The following is a 14,706-nucleotide window of genomic DNA, read 5'->3' on the forward strand; positions in this document are numbered from 1 at the left end:
TATTAGGAAATTGTTCCAAAATTTGGCAGGGTTCAAAGCAAATTCCATAATTTTTACGAGTAAAAACTCAGTCCCTAATCTCCAATCCCCAGTCCCCAGTCACTTTTACACACCAAAGGACAATCCACGATGACAGCCCTCACCCAAGACTACCAAATCACTTGGGAAAAACTTCCCGATGATTATAAACTCCCAGATGACCCAGTAGATAACATTAATCAACCAGCCTTAGCTGCTGCACTTACAGAAAGCCTACAATTAGCCGGAAAAATTTCAGCTAACGCCCTAACAACAACTAATTACGGCATTTGTGCCACTTTAAACAACAAAATGGTCATTAAAGCTCCTGATTGGGCTTTCATTGCCAAAATTAATGTTAGTAGAGAAGAAGTAATACGCAGTTACACACCTCAATTACAGGGTGACATTCCCGTAATTGTGATGGAATTTGTTTCCATACACAGGAGACAGAATATTCTTTCAAAGCGACATATCCCCCAGGAAAATGGTTTTTCTACGAGCGCATCTTAAAAGTACCAAACTACATCATCTTTGAACCAGACAGCGGTAGTGTCGAGATGTATCGCTTATAAAACACAGAACAGTATATTTTGCAAGAGCCTGATGAAAATCAACGCTACTGGATAGCAGAAATGAATCTTTACTTTGGGGTGTGGCCAGGTACTCGTGAAAATCGCCCAGGAAAGTGGTTACGGTGGTAGGATGAACAAGGAAACCTTTTGCCTTGGGGTTCTGAGTTAGCTCAACAGGAAGGCCAACGCGCTGAACAAGAACGCCAACGTGCTGAACGACTAGCAGCACAATTGCGGGCGGCAGGAATTGAGCCAGAAGATTAGATTTCCTGTAAATAATTTAGCTTTGCTAGATTAGCAAATTTTTTGCTAATCTAGCATTTTTTTTATAAAGATGAAATTTTAAATAATACCAATTACAGCCAAAAGTTGAGAGTATTTTTGTTAATTATTATTGCTAATACTATCAAAGCTAAGGCTAATTTATTCCCGTTAAAACTTGAAAATTATTAATAATAATTTTCAAGTTTATACTCAATAAGTATAATTTTATACCTTAATATAAAGACATGATAAAGGCGATCGCCTAATCCCGCGAAGAAGAATGCGATCGCCCTTATCTGGTCCCCTTATCAGGAGTTAACTATCATCATGGCACAACCAGAAGATTCCGCCCAGTCAAAATTAGAACAGTTCTTGGGTGAAAATTTAGATACACCCAGCGTCAATCAACCAACTCAAAAGCCATTTCCTCAAAGAAAACCAGTTAAGCATCTACTGATTGGTTCACCAAAGGCCGTTACCAGTACAATCCACTACTTACAGGTAATTGGGTACGCCAGCGTTGGGGAATGGAGTCCACTGATACCCACAGGCAATTTAGATGAAGTCATGAGTATTTTAATTCGACAAATTCTGATGCAATAACCTAGATGTAGAGACGTTGCAATGCAACGTCTCTAGATTTTTTAGATATTAATTTCTGTCTACTCCTATATCCCTGTTTTCTGGTTCGTTGGATTCTCGTGCTTCATTGGCAATCATTCCATTAATGTAGGTAACAATTATCACTAATTCTCCAATGGCTTCCAACTCAGCCTCTTCTTCTGGTGTTTGAGAATTAGCTGTTTTCTTATCTACAATTTCTTGCATCCGATCTGATAATTCGTCTGTAATTTTAAACAGATTAATGTTACTGACTTTTTCAAGTTGAATACCTTTCTCTAGCCAGGATGAGGGTTTAACAACTGCGATCGCCATAACTTAATTACGATTGAATATATTACTTAATTGTAGGCTGCATCAGAATTGCCTCAAGTTTACCTTGCTAAAGGTTTTAGTGATGAAACAAATCAAAATTATTGTCGAAAAACATTCTGACAGTTATGTTGCCTATCCTCTTAGTATCAAAGGAGCGATCGTTGGTCAAGGTGATACTTATGAAGAAGCCTTAGCCGATGTTAAGCCAGCTATTCGCTGCTATATCGAGATATTTGGCAAACACTGATATTTATGGTATGCCAAAATAAAATATCAGTGAAACTACGGTTTTGACCAATGGCGTGGAATCCAGGGCAGCAGTTATTTGGTAGGCGCTACATAATCGAGAGAAAATTGGGCGAAGGTGGAGTTGGTATTACCTATCTTGCAAAAAATCGACGCGGTGAGTTGCGAGTTATCAAAACTCTCAGAGAACAAATCCTCAATCATCCCCAATGGATACCACATCAAGATAAATTACGGCATGACTTCCGAGATGAAGCTTTGCGACTGGCTTTATGTCGCCATCCTCATATTGTGCAGGTAGAAAACGTCTTTGATGAGGAGAATTTGCCATGCATGGCGATGGAGTACATCGAAGGCGAAGATTTGGGGAAGCTGATAACCGAAAAAGGGGCGTTATCAGAAGCAGAAGCACTACTATATATTAGGCAAATTGGCGACGCATTAACTGTAGTTCACGAAAAAGGCTTACTGCATCGGGATTTAAAGCCGAGTAATATTATGATGCGTGCGGGTAAACCAGAGGCCGTACTAATTGACTTTGGTCTTGCTAGACAATTTATTGCGGGTGCAGTTTTACAGCATACAGAGAGTTTTACCCCTGGTTATGCGCCTCCAGAACAGTACGTACCTCATGCCGAACGGGGAGAATATATTGATGTTTATGCTTTAGCAGCCACACTGTATGCTTTACTGACTGGACAGTTGCCTATGCCAGTACCAGCTAGACTGCAAAATTTTACCATGCGATCGCCTAAAGATTTGAATAGCAGTGTTAGCGATCGGGTGAATGAGGCAATTATGAAAGGGATGGCGTTAAATTACAAGTTCCGTCCCCAGTCGGTGGAGGAGTGGTTGGATTTGTTAGGAATATTCACACCAAATAACTGGAAATGCGTCCACAATATTCTGAGGAATTCTGGAATAATAACTCTTAGCCCCAAGGAAGATATCCTAGCAAGTGTGGCAGGTTCAGTTATTCACTTGTTTTCATCATCTACAGGTCAACTTCTCCGCACCCTGAGTGGTCATTCCGACTCGGTTGATTCCGTAGCCATCAGTAGTAATGGGCAAATGTTGGCTAGTGGTAGTGGAGACAACACTATCAAACTATGGAATGTGGCAACAGGCAGAGAAATTCGCACCCTCACTGGTCATTCCGACTCGGTTAATTCCGTAGCCATCAGTAGTGATGGGCAAATGTTGGCTAGTAGTAGTTATGACAACACTATCAAACTGTGGAATGTGCAAACAGGAAGAGAAATTCGCACCCTGACTGATTATTCGTGGTTTTTTGGTAGTTTCGTCGCCATCAGTAGTGATGGGCAAATGTTGGCTAGTGGTAGTAGAGACAACACTATCAAACTGTGGAATGTGGCAACAGGCAGAGAAATTCGCACTCTGACTGGTCATTCCGACCGGGTTAATTCCGTAGCCATCAGTAGTAATGGGCAAATGTTGGCTAGTAGTAGTTATGACAACACTATCAAACTATGGAATGTGGCAACAGGCTCAGAAATTCGCACCCTGAGTGGTCATTCCGACTCGGTTGATTCCGTAGCCATCAGTAGTGATGGGCAAATGTTGGCTAGTGGTAGTAGAGACAACACTATCAAACTGTGGAATGTGGCAACAGGCAGAGAAATTCCCACCCTCACTGGTCATTCCGACTCGGTTAATTCCGTAGCCATCAGTAGTGATGGGCAAATACTGGCTAGTAATAGTTCTGATAAGACTATCAAACTCTGGTCAGTGACAACAGGTGAAGAAATTCGCACTCTGACTGGTCATTCCAACTCGGTTAAATCCGTAGCCATCAGTAGTGATGGGCAAATACTGGCCAGTAGTTCTAAGACATCCCTAGTCATCAGTAGTGATCCGCAAAGACTGTTTAGTAATGATGATAAGACTATCAAACTCTGGTCAGTGACAACAGGGGAAGAAATTCGCACTCTGACTGCTCATTCCTACTCGGTTAATTCTGTCACCTTTAGTAGTGATGGGCAAATCCTGGCTAGTGGTAGTGATGACAAGACTATCAAACTGTGGTCAGTATCAACAGGTAAAGAAATTTGCACTCTGACTGCTCATTCCTACTCAGTTAATTCTGTCACCTTTAGTAGTGATGGGCAAATCCTGGCTAGTGGTAGTGATGACAAGACTATCAAACTGTGGTCAGTATCAACAGGTAAAGAAATTTGCACTCTGACTGCTCATTCCTACTCAGTTAATTCTGTCACCTTTAGTAGTGATGGGCAAATCCTGGCTAGTGGTAGTGATGATAACACTATCCAACTGTGGTCAGTGCCAACAGGCAGAGAAATTCGCACCCTCACTGGTCATTCCGGTTCGGTTCAATCCATCGCCATCAGTAGTGATGGGCAAATCCTGGCTGGTGGTAGTGAGGACAAGACTATCAAACTGTGGTCATTGACAACAGGTAGAGGAATTGACTGCTTGACTGGTCATTCCAGTGGGGTTTTGTCCGTAGCCATCAGTAGTGATGGGGAAATTCTGGCTAGTGGTAGTCGAGACAAGACTATCAAACTGTGGTCAGTGACAACAGGTAGAGAAATTTTCACCCTAAGTGGTCATTCCGAATCAGTTAATTCCGTAGCCATCAGTAGTGATGGGCAAATCCTGGCTAGTGGTAGTGGGGACAAAACTATCAAACTGTGGTCAGTGACAACAGGGAAAGAAATTTGCACCCTCAGTCATTTTGATTCAGTTAATTCCGTCGCCTTTACCCCCGATGTAAGTTGGCTTGCTGCTGGTGACAACAGCGGAAATATCAAAATTTGGCGACGCAGCTAGTGGTACTATAACAGCAAAGAAAGTATCAGCAAGAGATGTTCTTATTATCTTAAATAGCAATACTCACGGCGATCGCTCACTTTGAGAATGACTAAGAATTGTGGATATAGAATGTTTGATAATAGAGTGCGATCGCTATTTTAGAAGTAGATCCATGTTGGATTCACAGTGGTGGATGACGACCCAGAAGTTCTTCTTCTGCTCGAATTGACAATATAATTGTTCTATTCATGCGGAGAGTGTCAATAGTTCCTCGCCCCGTAGCCGTTAATCCCACAACCTGTACACCAGACCAACGGAAATGTTCTTTCCACACCTGTTGACGAGGATTAAAGATGCGTACAATTTTCCCTGTCATAGGATCTTCAACCGTTTGACGGACAGACTTGTGTAGCGAACATGACACGCACGCTAATGCTAAATTATCTGCTGTTGTTTTTCCACCTGCGACAACAGGAGTAACATGATCTATGTGAAATGTTGCTTCTTGTCCTGCTTGCGACAAACAGCAATACTCGCAGCGATCGCTTGCTCTTTGAATAACTAATTGATGTAAAGAAGCCCCAATTGTGGACATTGATTACCCAAGTTATGTCTCAGTGTGCTTGATAACACACTGCGATCGCAATTTGAGTAGAGATAAAAATTCAGCTAGCTCAACGAGTCCTTCCGCTTCCAATCTTTCTGTTTGAGTTAACTCCTCACCCGTATCTTGTCTGTCCAGTAAAAATTGCAAACGTTCTTGGACAGCACGAGGGAGTTGAAATTTCGCTAGTTCAACGGGTATCTCGATTATCTCCGCCATATATGAGACTCTAACCCCAAGAGCAGCAGACACCTAAAAATTATAACAGTTAGCAGAAGGTTCCTCCTCCAGGGCAGGAAGGGCAACAGAAGTAGAAGTTATTGCCACAGTCGAAAAAGGTGCTACCTTTCCCGCTCAATTTGGTAAAACTGGATTTAGGTGTAACTTTCCCTTTAATGCTGAATGAAATGGCAAGTTTTATACTACTAAAAAAATTGAGACAATAGCTGTTCAAGAGGAAGAAAACTGGTTAGTTATTAGAGTTATCGTTAAATACTTTTAAAGAAAAAACTTCATGAAAATTACTTACGCTTCCAGATACAACATAGCTTATATCTATCTCCAAGAAAAAACTGTACAGGTAGAAACAATTCAAGTCAGCGAAGAAATGAATGTAGATATTGCTCCTGACGGCACAATTTATGGAATTGAATTGCTCAATGCTAACCAACAATTAGGTGCTAATGAACAGGGTAAGTTAATCGTAGTCAATGAAGCGTTAGGAGAATCGACCGAAATTAAACTATTACTATAGTGTGAATAAATCAAAATAGTAAGTGGAACTCGCAATCAATTAGATGTCGTAAAAATGCTAGAAATTACTAAAAATTACGTCATGGATGAAAATCAGCAAGCGATCGCTGTACAAATTTCTATAGCTGACTTTGAAAAAATTGAAGAAATATTGGAGAACTACAGCTTGATACAGTTAATGGAAGAATCGGAAGATAATGAACGCCTTTCTAAAGACGAAGGATGGGAATATTACCAATCATTAAAGCAAAAGAATAATGATGAACACGCGATTAGTCGATTCGCTGGTACAAATTATTGAATCTCTCACTCCAGAAGAGCGCGTCTTTTTACAACAGCGACTAAGCAGCCAGCTAATTCAAGTGACAGTCGGTGTCTGCGGGGGACAGCCACGCATTCGCAACACGCGCATCCCTATGTGGACGCTGGTGGCTTTTCGCCAACAGGGAGCAGATGAGGAAGAGTTGCTGCGAAACTACCCTACCCTAACCCATAACGAGCTAAAAGCTGCCTGGACTTATTATGAACAGCACCAAGAACAATTAGACCGAGCAATCATCAGGTTGACTGAGGATGATGATGGTTAAGCTTTACTCTAATAAGAATTTTCCTATGGATATAGTCAGAGAATTGCGCCAGTGAGGTTACGATGTCCTAACTTCCTATGAAGCAGGACAAGCAAATCAAGGTATCTCTGATGAGCAAGTTCTAATTTTTGCGACACAAAACCAGCGAATCGTCATCACTCTTAACCGTGACGACTTCATTGCCTTACATAATAGCGGCATTGCTCACAACGGCATCATTATCTGCAAAACTGATAGAGACTATTTAGGGCAAATTCAAACTCTCCACACCTACTTGCAAGATATTAAGTCACAAAGTCTTGCTTGGGCGATCGCACTGCAAAATCGCCTGATTCGCATCAAAAAGCAGAACCAACCCAAATCCAGCCGACAAGTTTTCATTATTCAAGAATACCTAAGATAGGTATCAAAGCTGTTGAGTAAACACAAATTTTTAATTTGAAACAAAAACGTTCTGACTTCAAACCGGAACATTCTCACTTCAAACGAAAACGTTCTCACTTGAAACTAAAATGTTCTGACTTCAAACCAGAACGTTCTCACTTGAGGAATGTTCTCACTGCAAACGAAAACGTTCTCATTTAAAACTAAAATATTAATGCTCTGAACTCGGAGTGTCTCACTTTAAACAAAAACACCCAAGCTTAGAGCAAAAAGTTTTATGTTTTTAGATAACAGCGTTGAGTTAATTTCTCGACTTATGAACTTTGTGGTTGCACTTTTTTAGCTTTCCGGGCAAATCTGCGTCCTAAATCATCAACCATTGAATCTAAACCAGAGCCTTTACCACTGGCTTTAGCATAGTTATATATCATCAAACCCGCCGCATAAGCTTCGCTACCAACAGCCACAGAAGTATCATCCACCAGTTCTTGCAGTTGCGTCAACGACAGCAAAATGGGATACAGGGCTTCAAATAATTCAATATCTTGGCGCATTTCATTCAAGTCAAAAGAACGAGGTAAGAAGTCAGGGTTTTGTGTGCCGATTTCCAATGCCTTACTCACAAACGCCCGACTCTTATCCCCCAGCTTAGGTAAAGCTTTACGCTCCTCGGTTGTCAAATCAATCAAGAACGGTAACTTTTCGCGGATAGTAGTAATAGCTTGCATCACAGCTTCCCTGTTTGCGGAGGAAAGTTTTGCACTGAGTTTATTATCTGCCATTTTTAATACACTTTTAATGGTATTATATTTCAGTATTCCCCAAGTTATTTAGGCAGTAATAGTCATTTATAAGCAATTAAGAAAAAATTTTTATACTTTTCAATAAGTGATATCTAGCTAATTAGCAACCTTGAGCAAGTTTCACGATTAAAGTTCAGTGGCATTTGACCCAAGGAAGCCGAACATTTAGAGATAATAGTAGCAGAGGTAATCTCAAAATTTGGCGTTAGCAGAGCGGTGCGCGAACACTTCGCAGCTAGTTGTGGAATAACATTATTACTTCTATAGGAATCCTATTTGATTGCGTGAAAAAACTCAGTACACATCTATTCGCTTCTGTTACCTATTCCCTATTCTCTTTTGGAAGCTGTAAATTTAGCATAATAAGTACGGTAGAGCCATAAAAGTGATAGCCGAAAAATGTCAAACCGAATTTTTCTTATGACTTCTTCTCCCCATTACATCCCTCAATCTGATCCGCCGCTTCCTCCTTGGGAAACTCTACCAACGATGTATGATTTACCAAGTGACAACCCAGAGGAACCAGGCTTGCCAGACGATTTTCACTTTTTACAACCCTTACTTTTATACCTAACTTTTCAGCCCATTAACTGGAATTCCGAACTAGTTTACAGTGCGGCTGACCTTAATCTCTATTATGATTTACAGCATCCTTTGTGGTATAAGCGCCCAGATTGGTTTGGTGTAGTAGGTGTAGAAAAGTTATACAAAGGGCAAGATTTACGGTTAAGTTATGTCACTTGGCAAGAACCAGGAAACCCCTTTGTAGTTGTTGAGTTATTATCTCCAGGTACGGAAGACGAAGATTTAGGCACAAGAAGAGAAAGTGCAGCAGATAAACCTCCTAGCAAATGGGAAGTTTATGAACGAATTTTACGGATTCCCTACTATGTTGTATTTAGTCATTATACTAATGAACTTCGGGCTTTTCAGTTAGTCGGCGGTCACTATGAACCGATGAATTTGACCGATGGATACCTACTAATGCCAGAGATAGATTTAAGTTTAGGCTTATGGCAAGGTTCATTTCGAGATATTGAAAGGTTGTGGTTAAGGTGGTTCACTTTAACGGGAGAATTAATTCCTGCACCCACAGAGGAAGCTGCTGCTGCAACTGAACGAGCTATTATTGCAGAACAAGAAGCTGCTCAAGCTAAACAAGAAGCTGCTCAAGCCAAACGAAAAACAGAACAATTAGCAGAACGTTTGCGTCAGTTAGGCGTGAATCCTGATGAACTAGATGAATTATTGTAGCTTCACGAGTCTTTTCTGATATACAGCATAATTTTCTGCTTTTGAGGAATCATCAGTACTGAAAACTTTGATAGCCGATGCCGAAGCCGCTATTTGATAATGATATAGTTTCTCAGAAAGATTAATTTTTGAGAGCGATCGCATATTTAGCACTTGAAATACATATAATATTCCTTTCAGCAAGTCTGTAGCCACCTCAGTTTTTATGAAAAACCATGGTGTCACGCTATACCCTTACTGTTCCTCAACCCAGTTTCAATTGGGTTACTAACGGGAAAATAAGGTTCAGCAGCAAATCTAAAAGGCGATGCCCTGAACATTTGCAGATATTACCGCAGACACTGATTATGTTGCGGCGGTTAAAATACTTAAGTATTAGTAGTACGATCAAATTACTCAGGTTAAAATTGTCTATTTGGTACACAAGACCATCAGAAAATTGTAGAAAAGTGTATTTCCTTGGCTCGATAGTGGTGCTAACCTCAATTTAAAGGATGTTATCAGCCTTTATCTGCTAGAGTTTCTGACTTTCAGCAAATTAGATAAATCAATAACAAAATCGCTAGGAGTGCGATGATGATGTCACAGTCCCCGATGACAAGGCCAGAAATAGCTACTGGAACTCTAATCGATAACCGCTATATTATCCAAAAACTTCTAGGACAGGGAGGATTGGGACGAACTTACTTAGCATTTGACACTCGTCGGTTTAATGAAGCCTGTGTTCTCAAAGAATTTGCACCCATTGGCACAGGCGAAAGTGGACTGGAACAATATCGTAACTTATTTAAAAGAGAAGCAAAAATTCTTCATCAATTGCAGCATCCTCAAATTCCCAAGTTTTTGGCTTGCTTTGAAGGAGATGGACGGTTATTCCTAGTACAAGAGTATGTTGACGGTAAAACATATTCGAGACTGCTAGGAGAACTTCAACGTCAAGGAAGAAATTTTTCTGAAGATGAAGTTATACAGTGGCTAAAGAATCTGCTGCCTGTTTTGGAATATGTCCACCAGCACAACATCATCCATCGAGATATTTCTCCTGACAACATCATGTTACCCGATGGCAACGATCTGCCAGTGCTGATTGATTTCGGGGTAGGTAAGCAAATTGCTGACATGAACGAAGGGAGAAGTTCCAACCAACAGGTAACGTTTGTTGGTAAAATGTCCCTTGTCGGCAAAGTGGGATATGCTCCCCGTGAACAGATTAGTTTGGGTTTATGTTCACCCTCTAGTGACCTTTATGCTTTAGGTGTAACTGCTATTGTATTACTCACAGCTAGAGATCCATCTTTACTAATGGATCAATACTCACTTGAATGGAACTGGCGTGATTATACTTATGTTACTGATGGGTTTGCTCAAGTACTTGATTGCATGTTGGAAGATAGACCTAATAAGCGATACCAAACAGCCAGCGAAGTTCTCAGAGATTTAGAGTATATTCGAGAACCAGAAGTGGCAATGTCTTCTGCAATCATGGTTGATGATTTGCCAGCTACGGTATTTAACCCGGAATTTCAGGCAATGTCGGCCATATCACAGTCATATAACCAACCTGAAGAAACAATTTTTAATTCACCTGCTAGTCCACAAACTGGGCAAAGAATTGAACAACAATCTTCACTGCAACCAGCATTTATCAAACATTGTCAGCAAGAATTAGCCTACCACATCGGCCCAATGGCAAATCTGATTATAGAAGAAATACTAGCTCATAATCCTTATATTTCAGCTGACCAATTTATTGAACTTGTAACTAAGGAGATTCCTAATTTTCAAGCAGCTTTTGAATTCAAAAAAAGCTTATTTTCATAGAGATTTAGACACCACGTATTGAGGAATAATTTTTAATCTTTTAACTGATTCTGTGGATAAAATTAGCAAGGTTTTTTGGTAAGTCTAAATATCCCCTAAAAACAAAAATTAATTACGTTAGCATCCCGCAAAGCGAGTCTGTATACTTCTATGGGGAAGCAAGTTACATGCAACGTCTTCTACAGAGCCTCATTACGTTAGCGTCCCGCAAAGCGAGTCCGCGTACTCTGTAAGAGTTGCAAGCTACGCTTTTAGCGTCTTGTAGAGAAGCGACGTGACGCTCTCTCTACGAGACGCTGCGCGTAGCTTGCTTCCCCAAAGGGGTACGCTCCGAATTCAAAATTCAAAATTCAAAATTAATCATCCCCATAAATAAATTTAGGGGCTTGTAAACGGACTTTGTATTTCTTGCACTGTGCCACTCGTCATACATTTTTTGCTTATCCATAAATAAATTTAGGGGCTTGTATCCTTTTCGTTTTCGGTCATTAAAAATTATTATAATCGCCTGTACCTCCTTGAGTACGTTTGATTCTTTTCATCGCCATTTCTAAACTTAACTGCATCCGTTTAAAGGCTCTAGCTAAATTACCGATTTCATCATTAGACATCTGCTCAAATTCAACTTCCATGTGTCCCGTACTAACTTCTTCGGCTATGCGAGTCATGCGTTTGAGAGGCCTCACAACTTGTCGATTCAAGAACAAGTTGACTAACAGGATAGTCGCTATAAATATAGCTGATACAATCAAAATAATTAGTAAGGAAGACTGATTTGCTTTGTTGATGACATTCTTTGCAGGTACTGATATAATCTGAGCGCCGACAATTTCATTCAGCTTCCACCCAAATCCATTAGCAGCACCATAAAGACTAATCATACTTTGAGGTGCAGCTTCCGGTACACTATGACAGACCAGACAGCTTTGTTCAGAAATTGCTAAGGGACGAGCAATATAAAAGATATCTCCACCAGGAATTGAGCGAAATCCACTAACTTCTTTAAGGTCTGATTTATTTCTGAACTGTTCTACAATTTCTGTCTCAAAACCGTCAGCCTTATCCCGAAGATTTGTGGGATTGAGAGTTGCTTCTTTATAAAAGAAATCACGGTAATCTGTTGTTTTCCGTAAAATTTCAAACACCTCTCGTGCTGAGTATCCAGGCACGGTTTGCGGCAAAAACTCAGTAGCCAATTTATCAACTAGCTCTGGATTCACTTGAGTACTGGTGTATTTACGAACAGAAGTCATTGTTTGGATGAGCATGAGACCAGTTGAACTAATATCTTGTTTAGCATTCTCCCTCAGTAGAGAAGAAAGAGTAAATCCACTCAAGCTCAGACCAAATGTCAAAATTACCAGTAGCAGAATTGTAAATTTTTGTTTCAAATTGAGATTTTTTAGCATAATTTTAGATTACCTACAAGTCAAATTATTATGAACAAATATGTCTAAAGTTACTGTTTACTCTAACATGAGCAATCAACTTTCATATTTTCGTGTAAAGGCATAGTTTAGGCAAAACTATGAGGGTATATTCAAACTTTATACTATTAGTAATTATTGAGGTTAATGAAAATGTTATCTAAATAACTGAGTCTAAAAAGCTACAACAGCAATTCAAATGGAATTCCCAAAAATTCGTATTGGCTGTTCTGATACCGTGCCAAAATAAATACCAGCAATTGTCAAATATTACTAATGGTGTGGAATGCAGGAAAGTCTATATTCGGGGGACGCTACATTATTGAAAGCCAACTAGGTGAAGGCGGAATTGGCATTACTTATCTTGCCAGAAATCAACGAAATCAACAGCGAGTGATTAAAACCCTCAAAGAAGAAATCCTGAATCATCCCGCCTGGATACTTCACCGAAACAAGTTACGGCAAGACTTTCGTGATGAAGCAGTTCGGCTGGCTGTGTGCCACCATCCTCATATAGTACAGATAGAAACCATCTTTGATGAGGGGAATTTGCCCTGCATGGTGATGGATTACATCGAAGGGGAAGACTTAGCACAGCGCTTGAGGCGAATAGGAGTGCTATCAGAGGCAGAAGCGCTACTTTACATCCGGCAAATTGGCGATGCTTTGACCCTAATCCATTCTAAAGGACTGTTGCATCGGGATCTCAAACCACGCAACATCATGATCCGCATTGATAAATTAGAAGCAGTGCTGATAGACTTTGGCATCGCTAGAGAATTTGTTCCTAATATGATCCAAAGGCACACAGTGTATCGTACTCCTGGTTTTGCCCCACCTGAACAGTATGAATCAGAAGCGCCGCGAGGAGAATACATTGATATTTACGCCCTAGCCGCTACTTTGTATAATTTGCTAACCGCAGTTGTACCAACTAGTGCAGATGATAGACGTCACAATATTAATTTAGAACCACCACAATATTTTAATCCCAACATCAGCAATAGGGTAAATCAGGCTATTATGTGCGGCATGGATCTGGAATCAACGTATCGTCCCCAGTCTGTGCAGGAGTGGTTGGATTTATTGGGTTCTGATACAGGGGAAGATATAAGCAAAATATCATCTACTTTAGTGAGCAAGCCTAGACTGCAACTATCTGTACCTGTTGTATTAGATCGGCAGAACTGGCAGTGTGTACAGACCCTTAAAGGTCATTCTAGTATGGTTCATGCGATCGCCATTAGCCCAGACGGGCAATTTATTGCTAGTGGCAGTAATGACAAGACCATCAAACTTTGGCAAGTGGGCAATGGCAAGCTAGTGCGTCAATTAGGTCGTTGGTCTTCTAGTCATTCCAGTATGGTTCATTCCGTCGCCTTTAGCCCAATCTCTTCAAACCTTTCTTATCAAGGCGAGTCAGGCAAATCTGCGGGAGTTGCAGACCTGAACCGGGGAATCTTAGCTAGTGGGAGTTGGGATAATACAATCAAATTGTGGGATGTCAACACAGGTAAAGAAATTCGTACTCTCACTGGTCATGCTAATTGGGTGAATTCCGTTGCTTTTAGTCCCGATGGCAAGTTTCTGGCTAGTGGCAGTGCTGACTGCACAATTAAATTGTGGCAGGTACACACAGGCATAGAAATCCAAACTTTCACAGGTCATTCTGACCCAGTTTCGTCAGTCGCTTACTCTCCGAGAACGTCTGCAACTAATAGCCAGGAGAGACAGCTAGTGGCTAGTAGCAGCAATGATTACACGATTAAACTCTGGCAAATATATACAGGCAGAAATATTTACACACTCACAGGCCATTCCTTCTTTGTCAACTGTATCGCCTTCAGTAAAAATGGCGAAATTCTCGCCAGTGGCAGTGGTGACAACACAATTAAACTGTGGCATATAAATACAGGCAAAGAAATTCGTACTCTCATTGGTCATTCTGATTCAGTTTGGTCAGTCGCCTTTAGCCAGGATGGACAATTTCTCGCTAGTGGCAGTTGGGACAACACTATCAAACTGTGGCACATACACAGTGGTAAAGAAATCAGCACACTTACAGGGCATTCCAATTATGTTAGATGCGTTGCCTTCAGTCCCGATGGCCAAACCCTAGTTAGCGGTAGTGATGACGACACTATTAAAATTTGGCGAAGGGGGTAAGTAGGTCGGCGTAAATAATTATTGTTGGGATAAGGCAGTTCTTGCTGGGAGCTCTTAGCTGGGGGAGAAAAAGTT

15 protein-coding genes and 2 pseudogenes are annotated in these 14,706 nt (G+C 40.7%); 11 read left to right on the forward strand and 6 right to left on the reverse strand.

Going from position 1 to position 14,706, the window contains the following annotated elements:
• Positions 1–129: 129 nt before the first annotated feature.
• Positions 130–857, forward strand: a pseudogene (locus HWQ58_RS20520) (Uma2 family endonuclease).
• A gap of 327 nt (positions 858–1,184) precedes the next feature.
• Positions 1,185–1,460 carry a hypothetical protein gene (locus HWQ58_RS20525; RefSeq protein ID WP_292866577.1) on the forward strand — a complete coding sequence of 92 codons (276 nt, stop codon included), beginning with the start codon at positions 1,185–1,187 and terminating at the stop codon, positions 1,458–1,460.
• 48 nt (positions 1,461–1,508) lie between these two features.
• On the opposite strand, the gene HWQ58_RS20530 is transcribed toward HWQ58_RS20525, so the two are convergent.
• Complete coding sequence (locus HWQ58_RS20530) at positions 1,509–1,793, reverse strand: hypothetical protein (RefSeq protein WP_292866579.1); 285 nt, start codon at positions 1,791–1,793, stop codon at positions 1,509–1,511.
• An 82-nt stretch (positions 1,794–1,875) separates the two neighbouring features.
• Here HWQ58_RS20530 and HWQ58_RS20535 point away from each other — a divergent pair, with 82 nt between their 5' ends.
• Positions 1,876–2,040, forward strand: a complete 165-nt coding sequence (locus tag HWQ58_RS20535) for a hypothetical protein (RefSeq protein ID WP_292866581.1) — start codon at positions 1,876–1,878, stop codon at positions 2,038–2,040.
• 50 nt (positions 2,041–2,090) lie between these two features.
• On the forward strand, positions 2,091–4,850 hold the full coding sequence (locus tag HWQ58_RS20540; RefSeq protein ID WP_292866583.1) for a protein kinase: 2,760 nt from the start codon (positions 2,091–2,093) through the stop codon (positions 4,848–4,850).
• Positions 4,851–5,013: 163 nt separating this feature from the next.
• On the opposite strand, the gene HWQ58_RS20545 is transcribed toward HWQ58_RS20540, so the two are convergent.
• A complete protein-coding gene (locus HWQ58_RS20545; RefSeq protein WP_292866585.1) occupies positions 5,014–5,427 on the reverse strand; it encodes an HNH endonuclease signature motif containing protein in 414 nt (137 codons plus the stop codon).
• 12 nt (positions 5,428–5,439) lie between these two features.
• Complete coding sequence (locus tag HWQ58_RS20550; protein ID WP_292785915.1) at positions 5,440–5,655, reverse strand: hypothetical protein; 216 nt, start codon at positions 5,653–5,655, stop codon at positions 5,440–5,442.
• A 295-nt stretch (positions 5,656–5,950) separates the two neighbouring features.
• Here HWQ58_RS20550 and HWQ58_RS20555 point away from each other — a divergent pair, with 295 nt between their 5' ends.
• From HWQ58_RS20555 to HWQ58_RS38535, 4 genes and pseudogenes are all read left to right on the forward strand, one after another.
• On the forward strand, positions 5,951–6,190 hold the full coding sequence (locus tag HWQ58_RS20555) for a DUF2283 domain-containing protein (RefSeq protein WP_292866587.1): 240 nt from the start codon (positions 5,951–5,953) through the stop codon (positions 6,188–6,190).
• Positions 6,191–6,244: 54 nt separating this feature from the next.
• Positions 6,245–6,490, forward strand: coding sequence for a hypothetical protein (locus HWQ58_RS20560; protein ID WP_292866589.1), 246 nt, complete (start codon positions 6,245–6,247; stop codon positions 6,488–6,490).
• On the forward strand, positions 6,447–6,776 hold the full coding sequence (locus HWQ58_RS20565) for a DUF433 domain-containing protein (RefSeq protein ID WP_292866591.1): 330 nt from the start codon (positions 6,447–6,449) through the stop codon (positions 6,774–6,776). Before HWQ58_RS20560 ends, HWQ58_RS20565 begins: the two co-directional genes overlap by 44 nt.
• A gap of 67 nt (positions 6,777–6,843) precedes the next feature.
• Positions 6,844–7,179 (forward strand): annotated as a pseudogene (locus HWQ58_RS38535) (DUF5615 family PIN-like protein); the annotation flags it as partial.
• 295 nt (positions 7,180–7,474) lie between these two features.
• Here the strand turns inward: HWQ58_RS38535 and HWQ58_RS20580 are convergent.
• Positions 7,475–7,942 carry a hypothetical protein gene (locus HWQ58_RS20580; protein WP_292866595.1) on the reverse strand — a complete coding sequence of 156 codons (468 nt, stop codon included), beginning with the start codon at positions 7,940–7,942 and terminating at the stop codon, positions 7,475–7,477.
• Positions 7,943–8,383: 441 nt separating this feature from the next.
• Between HWQ58_RS20580 and HWQ58_RS20585 the strand changes: the two genes are divergently transcribed.
• Positions 8,384–9,217: a Uma2 family endonuclease gene (locus tag HWQ58_RS20585; RefSeq protein ID WP_292866597.1), complete on the forward strand. Its 834-nt coding sequence runs from the start codon at positions 8,384–8,386 to the stop codon at positions 9,215–9,217.
• On the opposite strand, the gene HWQ58_RS20590 is transcribed toward HWQ58_RS20585, so the two are convergent.
• Positions 9,209–9,442 carry a hypothetical protein gene (locus HWQ58_RS20590; protein WP_292866599.1) on the reverse strand — a complete coding sequence of 78 codons (234 nt, stop codon included), beginning with the start codon at positions 9,440–9,442 and terminating at the stop codon, positions 9,209–9,211. The two genes, HWQ58_RS20585 and HWQ58_RS20590, sit on opposite strands and share 9 nt — an antisense overlap.
• 354 nt (positions 9,443–9,796) lie before the next feature.
• On the opposite strand from HWQ58_RS20590, the gene HWQ58_RS20595 reads away from it, so the two are divergent.
• A complete protein-coding gene (locus tag HWQ58_RS20595; RefSeq protein WP_292866658.1) occupies positions 9,797–11,038 on the forward strand; it encodes a serine/threonine-protein kinase in 1,242 nt (413 codons plus the stop codon).
• 488 nt (positions 11,039–11,526) lie between these two features.
• Here HWQ58_RS20595 and HWQ58_RS20600 read toward each other — a convergent pair whose 3' ends face one another.
• Positions 11,527–12,447, reverse strand: coding sequence for a DUF3365 domain-containing protein (locus tag HWQ58_RS20600; protein ID WP_292866601.1), 921 nt, complete (start codon positions 12,445–12,447; stop codon positions 11,527–11,529).
• Between the two features lie 294 nt (positions 12,448–12,741).
• Between HWQ58_RS20600 and HWQ58_RS20605 the strand changes: the two genes are divergently transcribed.
• Positions 12,742–14,631 carry a serine/threonine-protein kinase gene (locus HWQ58_RS20605; protein ID WP_292866603.1) on the forward strand — a complete coding sequence of 630 codons (1,890 nt, stop codon included), beginning with the start codon at positions 12,742–12,744 and terminating at the stop codon, positions 14,629–14,631.
• Positions 14,632–14,706: the final 75 nt, after the last annotated feature.

The organism is Nostoc sp. LPT (assembly GCF_017115165.1).
GTDB lineage: Bacteria > Cyanobacteriota > Cyanobacteriia > Cyanobacteriales > Nostocaceae > Nostoc.

Bases quoted from the DNA above. Each gene is read 5' to 3' on its own strand.
- HWQ58_RS20525 (WP_292866577.1), top strand. From the start codon at position 1,185: ATGGCACAACCAGAAGATTCCGCCCAGTCAAAATTAGAACAGTTCTTG.
- HWQ58_RS20530 (WP_292866579.1), bottom strand. From the start codon at position 1,793: ATGGCGATCGCAGTTGTTAAACCCTCATCCTGGCTAGAGAAAGGTATT.
- HWQ58_RS20535 (WP_292866581.1), top strand. From the start codon at position 1,876: ATGAAACAAATCAAAATTATTGTCGAAAAACATTCTGACAGTTATGTT.
- HWQ58_RS20540 (WP_292866583.1), top strand. From the start codon at position 2,091: ATGGCGTGGAATCCAGGGCAGCAGTTATTTGGTAGGCGCTACATAATC.
- HWQ58_RS20545 (WP_292866585.1), bottom strand. From the start codon at position 5,427: ATGTCCACAATTGGGGCTTCTTTACATCAATTAGTTATTCAAAGAGCA.
- HWQ58_RS20550 (WP_292785915.1), bottom strand. From the start codon at position 5,655: ATGGCGGAGATAATCGAGATACCCGTTGAACTAGCGAAATTTCAACTC.
- HWQ58_RS20555 (WP_292866587.1), top strand. From the start codon at position 5,951: ATGAAAATTACTTACGCTTCCAGATACAACATAGCTTATATCTATCTC.
- HWQ58_RS20560 (WP_292866589.1), top strand. From the start codon at position 6,245: ATGCTAGAAATTACTAAAAATTACGTCATGGATGAAAATCAGCAAGCG.
- HWQ58_RS20565 (WP_292866591.1), top strand. From the start codon at position 6,447: ATGATGAACACGCGATTAGTCGATTCGCTGGTACAAATTATTGAATCT.
- HWQ58_RS20580 (WP_292866595.1), bottom strand. From the start codon at position 7,942: ATGGCAGATAATAAACTCAGTGCAAAACTTTCCTCCGCAAACAGGGAA.
- HWQ58_RS20585 (WP_292866597.1), top strand. From the start codon at position 8,384: ATGACTTCTTCTCCCCATTACATCCCTCAATCTGATCCGCCGCTTCCT.
- HWQ58_RS20595 (WP_292866658.1), top strand. From the start codon at position 9,797: ATGTCACAGTCCCCGATGACAAGGCCAGAAATAGCTACTGGAACTCTA.
- HWQ58_RS20600 (WP_292866601.1), bottom strand. From the start codon at position 12,447: ATGCTAAAAAATCTCAATTTGAAACAAAAATTTACAATTCTGCTACTG.
- HWQ58_RS20605 (WP_292866603.1), top strand. From the start codon at position 12,742: ATGGTGTGGAATGCAGGAAAGTCTATATTCGGGGGACGCTACATTATT.